Source organism: Chryseobacterium tongliaonense, assembly GCF_041224435.1.
GTDB classification, from domain to species: Bacteria; Bacteroidota; Bacteroidia; order Flavobacteriales; family Weeksellaceae; genus Chryseobacterium; species Chryseobacterium tongliaoense.
On sequence record NZ_JBGFFD010000003.1, the window covers coordinates 500,122 to 508,825 of the forward strand.

General features: G+C 36.5%; 6 protein-coding genes. 5 read left to right on the top strand and 1 reads right to left on the bottom strand.

Annotation, left to right across the window (positions count from 1 at the left end):
* Positions 1 to 1,755 carry a signal peptide peptidase SppA gene (gene sppA, locus AB8P06_RS09880; RefSeq protein WP_369840949.1) on the bottom strand — a complete coding sequence of 585 codons (1,755 nt, stop codon included), beginning with the start codon at positions 1,753 to 1,755 and terminating at the stop codon, positions 1 to 3.
* 20 nt (positions 1,756 to 1,775) lie between these two features.
* Between sppA and folK the strand changes: the two genes are divergently transcribed.
* From folK to AB8P06_RS09905, 5 genes are all read left to right on the top strand, one after another.
* On the top strand, positions 1,776 to 2,201 hold the full coding sequence (gene folK / locus AB8P06_RS09885) for a 2-amino-4-hydroxy-6-hydroxymethyldihydropteridine diphosphokinase (protein WP_369840951.1): 426 nt from the start codon (positions 1,776 to 1,778) through the stop codon (positions 2,199 to 2,201).
* A gap of 10 nt (positions 2,202 to 2,211) precedes the next feature.
* Positions 2,212 to 3,318, top strand: a complete 1,107-nt coding sequence (locus tag AB8P06_RS09890) for an OmpA family protein (protein ID WP_369840953.1) — start codon at positions 2,212 to 2,214, stop codon at positions 3,316 to 3,318.
* 83 nt (positions 3,319 to 3,401) lie between these two features.
* A complete protein-coding gene (locus AB8P06_RS09895) occupies positions 3,402 to 4,946 on the top strand; it encodes an OmpA family protein (protein WP_369840955.1) in 1,545 nt (514 codons plus the stop codon).
* Between the two features lie 189 nt (positions 4,947 to 5,135).
* The gene (locus tag AB8P06_RS09900) at positions 5,136 to 6,584 is read left to right on the top strand and encodes an OmpA family protein (protein WP_369840957.1); all 1,449 of its coding nucleotides are present in this window, start codon (positions 5,136 to 5,138) and stop codon (positions 6,582 to 6,584) included.
* A gap of 77 nt (positions 6,585 to 6,661) precedes the next feature.
* Complete coding sequence (locus tag AB8P06_RS09905; protein WP_369840959.1) at positions 6,662 to 8,578, top strand: RecQ family ATP-dependent DNA helicase; 1,917 nt, start codon at positions 6,662 to 6,664, stop codon at positions 8,576 to 8,578.
* Positions 8,579 to 8,704: the final 126 nt, after the last annotated feature.

Here is an 8,704-nt window from a genome sequence, read left to right on the forward strand (position 1 = left end):
TTAGTTAGTTTTTATCTGATAAGGCATTTCCATTTTTATTTCAGAATTCAGCTTTTCGCTGGTAATCTGCTGCAGGATTTCATAATTGGCCTTCCCTATTTTATTTTTAATCACTCTTGCTGAAATATCATCTTCATTGAAATCTTTAAAGATTTGTTCAAAAGCAGACATCTGCTTAGGATAAGAAGCCACATGATAAGATTTCAAACCTGCTTTCTGGGCAGCGTACTTCACCGCATCATTTAAAGTTCCAAGATCATCTACCAAACCTATCTGTTTAGCTCTGGTACCACTCCATACTCTGCCTCCGCCTATATTATCGATCTGCTCAAAAGTCTGTTTTCTGTTTTGGGTAACGAAATGTACAAATCTCTTATAAGTACCCTCCACACTTCTTGTAATCATCGTTACTCCATAAGGGCTTACACCGTTTAAAGAAGAATAGTATTGTGAATTTGCATTGGTAGCCACAATATCTGAGCGTATTCCGTTTTTATTGGCCAGATCTTTAAAATAAGGAATCACCCCGAAAACTCCGATAGATCCGGTAAGCGTATTCGGTTCGGAATAAATCTTATCTGCTGCCATCGCAATATAATATCCTCCTGATGCTGCATAGTCACCAAAAGAAACAATAAGCGGTTTTTTCTTTTTCAACTGCTGAAGCTCAAACAAAATTTCGTCAGAAGCATTGGCACTTCCTCCGGGAGAATTAATTCTGAATACCACAGCTTTTACCTTATCATCTTCCTGAAGATCTTTAATGTATTTAATATATTTTTCAGAATAAATCTCATTATACTCATCCCCGTTATTGATAGAACCTGACGCGTATAATACAGCAACTTTATCTCCTGATTTGGCATCGTCAGAATAAGAATTAATATACTTTCCTAATGAAACTTTATTTAATTTATCTTCATCTTTAAGATTCAATTTGGATTTGATAAGATTGTCATATTCCGTTTTCTGGATCAATTGATCGGCAAGTTTGTATTTCAGGCTCTGTTCCGGTATCATTCCGTATAAGCTGTCAACAATTGTCTTAAATTGAGCACTATCAATTTTTCTTGAAGCTGCAATTCTTGTCGATGTATTTTTCCATAAGTCATTTAAAAGAGTACTTAACTGCTCTTTATTTTCCGGAGAAATATCATTTCTTAAGAAGGGCTCTACTGCAGATTTGAATTTTCCATGACGGATCACTTCGATCCCGATTCCGTATTTCTCTGCAAAATCTTTAAAGAATGCAACTTCAGTGGCTAAACCTTTCAGTTCAATCATACCGGACGGGTTTAAAAAATATTTGTCCGCCACAGACCCTAAATAATAAGACATCTGTGAAGCGGCATTCCCGTAGGCATACACAAATTTTCCACTTTTTTTGAAATCTTCAATGGCATTTCTTAAATCATCAACCTGGGTAAGCCCTGCATTCAGATCATCTGCCTCAATACTGATCCCTTTGATATTATCATCCGTTTTCGCCTTATTGATAGCTTCCAATGCTTCATACAACAGGATACTTTTATTATGATTGTTTATTTCGAACAGTCCTTTTTGCTCTTCAGTAGGACTGTCAATGATCATTGTTTTTAAATTAATCGTTAAAACTGAGTTCTTTTTCACAGTTACAGATTTATCACTACTCATAGAACTAAACACCAGCATCATAATAAAAAAGAAGAAAAATACAACACATAGTATGACAATTGCCACTATATTTGCTAAAACATTTTTTAAAAAACTTTTCATAAAATCAATCATTTTCGAATATGTCGCAACATGTGGTGGTTTTGTTACTCGGAAGTAATCTCGGAGACAGAAAAAAAAATTTAGAACAGGCTTTGGAAAAACTTAAATCAAAGGATAATGAGATATTAAAAATTAGTGAATTTTTAACATCCGAACCTGTAGAATTTGTCAGTTCCAATATTTTTTGTAATATTGCATCAATAATACGCACACATCTTTCACCTATTCAACTGCTTGATTTTGTTAAAAGTATTGAAAGTGAGATGGGAAGAATTAACGATTCTAAAGTATCCGGAAGTTATAGTGACAGGATCATAGATATTGATATCGTTAGTTATGACAATGTAAATTTTGTATCAGAAAGGTTGGAAATCCCTCATAAAAAACATCTTTTTGAAAGGGAATTTTCCAGAGTATTATTAAAAGATTTTATCTATAAAACATAAAACATATTGTATGAAATTAGGTTTATTATTATTGGCCGCACTTCCTATTGCTACTTATGCACAGGATAGTATTTCAGTAGATTCTTCGGGCAAATACCCTAATACATTCTCTTCGGGTTCAGCTAATGTTCAGCCTTTTGATAACAAGGCGAGAAGATTTAACGACTGGTCTATTTCAGTCGGAGGTGGCGCAGCATTCATGACTCATTCTGATCTTACCTCTTTTTATGATGGTAAAGTGAATTTGGGATATAATGCTTACGTCAGCATAGACAAACAAATCTCTCATACCTTCGGATTAAGCCTTATCTATCAGAGAGGCGAGACAGAACAAAAAGCTCAGCTTGACGGTGCAGCAGGACAAGCTGCAGGGGTAGGTGTTGCAAAGACAAAGTATAACCAGATTGCTTTGATGGGAGATGTGAATTTCTCAAACCTTTTAAGAAGAGTTGATAATCACTCTCCTTACAGATGGGCATTGCATGGGTATGCGGGTATCGGAGTTCAGGGGTATAATACCTCCTTACATGACAACAATGAATTCAGATGGAGCACTACTCCAAACAGAGTACCACTTTTCATTAAGCAGGATCTTGACATTAACTCAATCTTCTACCAATTTGGTGTTGGTTTGAAGTATAAAGTTTCAAAACTTATTGATGTTGAAGCAAGAACAATGTATATCCTGAGCGGTGATGACGAGTTTGATGGTGGCGGATGGGCCGGACCAGCAGATTACGATCCTGCATCAAAAGTTTCCAAATACAACATGATCAATAAGCACAGATCTGATAATATGTGGACTGTGAACTTAGGGGTATCATTCAAACTTGGAAAACACCTTTCTCACTTGGCTTGGCATGATCCTTTACAGGAAGCTTACTACAGAACAAGTGTACTTGAAAATGCAACAACAGACTTCGTTGTTTGCGAAAAAGGAGATAACGATAATGATGGGGTATGTGATGACTGGGATAGAGAACTAAATACTCCTGCAGGTGCAAGAGTAGATGGTGCCGGTGTTGCATTGGATATGGACCTTGACGGGGTTATCGACCTATACGACAAATGCGTTACAGTTCCCGGACCAGCAGATAACAACGGCTGTCCTAAATAATAAAACAATCACATATTATACAAAATTAAGCTATCGGGTTGGTTAAATAACTGACCCTATAGCTTCTATTCAAACACAACATTATGAAATTAAATTTTGCAATTGTGGCATTAGCATTAGCTGTCCCAACAGCTTTTCATGCCCAGGATTCCCTTGCTGTCTCTAATGGCGAATATCCCAATACATTCTCATCAGGATCTGCCGAAGTTTCCCCTTTTACCCAACAATCTAAGAGATTTAATGACTGGTCTGTTTCAATAGGTGCAGGTGTGCCTCTTTTACAGTCTGCAGATTTAACATCTATAAAGAACGGAAATGGGAAAAATCTTTTCGGATATTCTGCCTATGTAAGTATTGATAAAGCCATTACTCATGCTTTTGGTATTAAACTACAATATGACAGAGGAGAAACAAGACAAGGTTGGTTCAATACTAAAGATTCTGCACCTTCAGGAATGCCTTATCAGGAGGTAGCTGCAAGGACCCAATATGATGCAATCTCATTATTGGGAGACATTAACTTCTCTAATCTTTTAAGAAGAGTAGATAACCACTCTCCTTACAGATGGGCGCTTCATGGATATGCAGGTATCGGTACCTTAGCTTACAGGGCTTACCAAAAAGGAGCTAACAACAAGCAGGCATTGATGACTGAGGTCAAACCTTTCAAATTCAATTCATTATTCGGGCAGGTAGGTACAGGTCTTAAATTCAAAGTCAATAACAGAATTGATCTTGAAGGAAGAGTAATGTATGTGATCACCGGTGATGATGAATTCGATGGTGGCGGAGCTCAATACAGTGCGATCAACGAACGTGAAGAAAACACTTCAGACAACTTCTTCAACGCAACTTTAGGGGTTTCGTTGAAATTAGGAAAACATGAATCTCACTTAATGTGGAATGATCCATTACAGGAAATCTATTACAAATTAGATGTTTTAGCTAACAAAAAGCAGGACGTTGATTTATGTAAAAGAGGAGATCTTGACCAAGATGCCATTTGTGATGATTGGGACAGACAACTTGATACTCCTGCAGGAGCAAGAGTGGATGGCTCCGGTGTAGCTCTTGATGCAGATTTAGATGGTGTAATCGATCTTTACGATAAGTGTGTTACGGTTCCAGGGCCTGTTGAAAACAATGGCTGTCCAATCGTAGTAAAAAAAGACAATCATCAAGTGGCAACAGCAGTAGAGCAGGAACTTAAGGATGTTTATTTTAACTTCAATAAAGCAACCATCAGACCTGAATCTAATGATAAACTGGACCAGGCTGCAAAAATTATCAAAGAAAATGACGGTAATTATTTACTGACAGGTCATACAGATATTAAAGGAAGCGCTGCTTATAATTTAAAACTTTCTCAGGAAAGAGCAGCAGCAGTAGTAGCCGCTTTGGAAAGCAGAGGAGTTTCTTCAAACTCACTTAAATCCAGAGGAGTTGGTTCTGCAGAAGCTCAATTTCCGGCAACGGCCAGTGATGCAGAAAGATTAACAGACAGAAAAGTTACCGTACGTTTTATTGAAAACGCTTCAGAATGGGAAGCAATCAAGAAAAAAGATTATGAAGAAGCTCCCGTAAAAAAGCCAATAAAAAAAGCTTCAGGTAAAAAGAAAAGAAAATAAATTCTCATAAATTAAAGGGCCGGAAAAAATTCTTTCCGGCTTATTTATTTTTTATCTTTCAGGAATGATTTTTTTTTCCTAAATTTATATGATTTTCTGAACGAAGGTTAGGTATTTTATTGGTATTTAAGAATAGAAAACTTATTTTTGCAAAATAAATCATTTAATTAACTAAATAAAAAATACACTATGAAATTAAGTTTAGCAATTGTAGCACTAGCATTAGCTGTTCCAACAGCTTCTTTTGCACAAGACTCAACGGCAGTTTCAAATGGAGAATATCCGAACACTTTTTCTTCGGGTTCTGCCAATGTTTCTCCTTTTACCCAACAATCCAAAAGATTTAATGATTGGGCAATTTCAATAGGTGCCGGTGTACCGCTTATGCAGTCTGCCGATTTAACATCTATAAAGAACGGTAACGGAAAAAACCTTTTCGGGTATTCCGCTTATGTAAGTATTGATAAAGCCATTACCCATGCTTTTGGCCTTAAATTACAATACGACAGAGGAGAAACAAGACAAGGTTGGTTCAGCACTAAAGATTCTGCACCTTCAGGGACTCCGGCTAATGAAGTAGCTGCCAGAACTCAATATGATGCGATCTCATTATTAGGGGATATTAACTTCTCTAACCTTTTAAGAAGAGTAGATAACCACTCTCCTTACAGATGGGCGCTTCATGGGTATGCGGGTATCGGTACCTTAGCTTACAGAGCTTACCAAAAGAGAGTTAACAATAGTCAATCATTGATGACTGAAGTTAAGCCTTTCAAATTTAATTCATTATTCGGTCAGGTAGGTACAGGTCTTAAATTCAAAGTTAATAACAGAATTGACATTGAAGGAAGAGTAATGTATGTAATCACCGGTGATGATGAATTCGATGGTGGCGGAGCACAATACAGTGCCATCAACCAACGTGAAGAAAACACTTCAGACAACTTCTTCAACGCAACTTTAGGGGTTTCATTAAAGTTAGGAAAACACGAGTCTCACTTAATGTGGCATGACCCGTTACAGGAAATCTATTACAAATTAGATGTTTTAGCCAACAAAAACCAGGACATCGAAGTTTGTAAAAAAGGAGATGCTGATAATGACGGAGTTTGTGATGATTGGGACAGACAACTTGATACTCCTGCAGGAGCAAGAGTGGATGGTGCCGGTGTAGCTCTTGATACTGACCTTGATGGAGTAATCGACCTTTACGACAAGTGTGTTACGGTTCCTGGACCTGTTGAAAATAACGGTTGTCCTACAACGACTACAGGACCTGTAAAAGAAACGGAAAGAACATTGGAAGGAATTGAATTTGATTTAAATTCTGACAGAATCTTACCTTCAAACACACCTATCCTTAACAACGCTGTTGGTTATATCAATTCTTCAGAAGGTTCTTACAATGTAGTAGGAGCTACCGATACAAGAGGAACTGATGCTTACAACCAAAAGCTGTCTGAAAGAAGAGCAAATAACGTTAAAGATTATTTGATCAAAAACGGAGTTCAGACAGGTAAACTTAACGCTATCGGTAAAGGTGAAAAAGACCTTAAATATCCTGAGTGTGAGCCAGCTACAAAATGTCCTGAATGGAAAAACAGAGCAAACAGAAGAGTTTACTTTGAAGCAAAATAATAAACTCATTATTTATTTATATAAAGTCACGCAATGCGTGACTTTTTTTGTTATATTTCTTTCCTTATTTTTACTCCATGATTTCCTCACAAGACTTTCACCAGCTAAAATACAGAACCCTTAAACATTTTTGGGGCTATGATCAGTTCAGAGATTCACAGGAAGAAATTATCAATTCCGTGCTCAGCGAAAAAGATACTCTCGTTCTTCTCCCTACAGGTGCAGGAAAATCTTTATGCTATCAGCTTCCGGCCTTATTAAAAGAAGGAGTTTGTGTTGTCATTTCTCCATTACTGGCCCTGATGAAAGACCAGGTAAACCAGCTTAAATTCCGGGGCATTGAGGCAGAATATTTGTCGTCAGAGCTCGATGAGTTTGATGCTGAAGTGATTTACAGCAGATGCAAGGATGGCTTAACAAAATTGCTTTACATTTCACCGGAAAGGCTTACCAATACTCAGTTCCTGCAAAATATTGAGGAAATTCAGATGTCTTTTATAGCAGTAGACGAAGCACACTGTATCTCCGAATGGGGACAGGATTTCCGCCCGAGCTATCAGAACATAAAAGAATTCAGAAGAAATAATCCTGAAATTCACTGTCTGGCTTTAACGGCAACCGCTACACCGAAAGTTCTGGAAGAGATTAAATCTAAGCTCGAACTCAGGAAACCTGAAGTTTTTCAGAAAAGTTTTAAAAGGGAAAACATTAAAATTTATACAGAAGAAGTTTCCGATAAATTCCAGCGTGTGTATACTATTTTAAAATATACCCGGGATTCCGGAATTGTCTATGTACGTTCCAGAAAAGAAGCGGAACTGCTTACAGAATTTCTTCAGAACAATCAACTGAAACATGTTGACTTTTTCCACGCCGGATTGACAACAAAGGAAAAAAATAACAAACAGCAGATCTGGAATAACAGCAACAGCAATGTTTTGATTTCAACGAATGCTTTCGGTATGGGAATCGATAAAGACAATGTACGTTTTGTCATCCATTATTCCCCTTCTCCTTCCCTGGAAAATTATTACCAAGAAATAGGAAGAGCGGGAAGAGACGGAAAAAAAAGTTTTGCGTTCCTGCTCTGGAATCAACAGGAAATTTTAAACTTTGACCAGATTTTAAAAAATCAGATTCCCAATAAAGCGGAATTTCTGAAAATTGTCACCTACCTCTACTCTATTTTCCAAGTTGCAGAGAACGAGCTGCCTGAAAAAGTTTTTCAGTTGAATACGACAGGAATTCAGAATTTCACCAAACTCTCAAAGGCAAAAATTAAAAATGTCCTGAATTTTCTTCACAATCAGGAAATCATCTATTATAATGATAATAAAAGTTTATCATCTCTACAATTATTGATGCAGGCTGATGAAATTGATCAGCTCCCTCATAAAGACAGCTATTTTATAGAGCTTCTTCTCCGTACGGTTTCAGGTATTACGACTCATAAAGTGATGTTCAGTGAACAAAACGTCAGTAATAAAATCGGAGTAAGTGTTCATTTAATCAAAGAGCGTCTTAAAGAACTACAGCAGAAAAACTATGTAGAATATGTTGACGGTGCTTTAGCCAGCGTGAAGTTTTTAAAACCCAGAGATGAAAGAATCATCAATAGTTCTTACTGGAAGCTTTTCGAGCATATTCAAAGAACCAAAATTCAGAAATGGGAAGAAATGAAATTTTATGTAGAAAATAATGACTACTGTAAAATGAAACTTATCCTCTCCTATTTTGGAGAAAAAAATTCAAAAAACTGTAGTCAGTGCTCTGTCTGTGAAAAAAATAAACGATCAATCTTCGGGAAAAATGTTTCAGGGCAGATCATTAAATTATTAACGAAAAAGCCTGCTACTATTGAAGAGCTTTCCATCCAGCTAAGCTATCAATCAAAAGAAAGCATTTTAGAAAACCTTATTTTCCTTTTGGATTCGGGAAAAATAAAAATGCTGAATTTCAGGACTTACGCGTTGAATGATGAGAATGAGTTGTAAGTTATAAGTTATGAATTATTAGTGAGGAGTGATAATGGTGTTTAGGGAAAATCTTTTAATCTTTTAATCTTTTAATCTTTTAATCTTTTAATCTTTTAATCTTTTAATCTTTTAATCTTTTAATCT

What these genes read in the sequence shown, in the direction of transcription:
- sppA (WP_369840949.1), bottom strand. Translation starts at nt 1,755, where the DNA reads ATGAAAAGTTTTTTAAAAAATGTTTTAGCAAATATAGTGGCAATTGTC.
- folK (WP_369840951.1), top strand. Translation starts at nt 1,776, where the DNA reads ATGTCGCAACATGTGGTGGTTTTGTTACTCGGAAGTAATCTCGGAGAC.
- AB8P06_RS09890 (WP_369840953.1), top strand. Translation starts at nt 2,212, where the DNA reads ATGAAATTAGGTTTATTATTATTGGCCGCACTTCCTATTGCTACTTAT.
- AB8P06_RS09895 (WP_369840955.1), top strand. Translation starts at nt 3,402, where the DNA reads ATGAAATTAAATTTTGCAATTGTGGCATTAGCATTAGCTGTCCCAACA.
- AB8P06_RS09900 (WP_369840957.1), top strand. Translation starts at nt 5,136, where the DNA reads ATGAAATTAAGTTTAGCAATTGTAGCACTAGCATTAGCTGTTCCAACA.
- AB8P06_RS09905 (WP_369840959.1), top strand. Translation starts at nt 6,662, where the DNA reads ATGATTTCCTCACAAGACTTTCACCAGCTAAAATACAGAACCCTTAAA.